1 protein-coding gene is annotated in these 276 nt (G+C 68.5%); it reads left to right on the forward strand.

All coding sequences use genetic code 11. The features are described from left to right. Positions 1 to 41 precede the first annotated feature (41 nt). Positions 42 to 276, forward strand: a 235-nt coding sequence (locus tag GQE99_RS20235; RefSeq protein WP_328794240.1) for an autotransporter-associated beta strand repeat-containing protein, incomplete at its 3' end; no start/stop codon positions are given.

A 276-nucleotide genomic window follows, 5' to 3' on the forward strand; every position in this document is an offset into this window, starting at 1 on the left:
TCGATGTTGCGAGCGCGACCAACCTTGGGGTCATCGGCACGATGACGGGCGCCGGCGGTGTCACCAAGTCGGGTGAGGGCACGCTGGTCCTGTCGGGGAGCAACACCTTCGCAGGCGGGACGACTGTCACGGGCGGCACTCTCTCGGTGTCCTCGGACGGTAATCTCGGCGCGACTTCTGGCGGAGTGACGCTGGACGGCGGCACGCTCGCGACCACGGCGGACATGTCCACGGGCCGGACGTTCACCTTCGGGGCCGGCAACGGGACGATCGATG

Source organism: Maritimibacter harenae, from assembly GCF_009882975.1.
Classification (GTDB): domain Bacteria; phylum Pseudomonadota; class Alphaproteobacteria; order Rhodobacterales; family Rhodobacteraceae; genus Maritimibacter; species Maritimibacter harenae.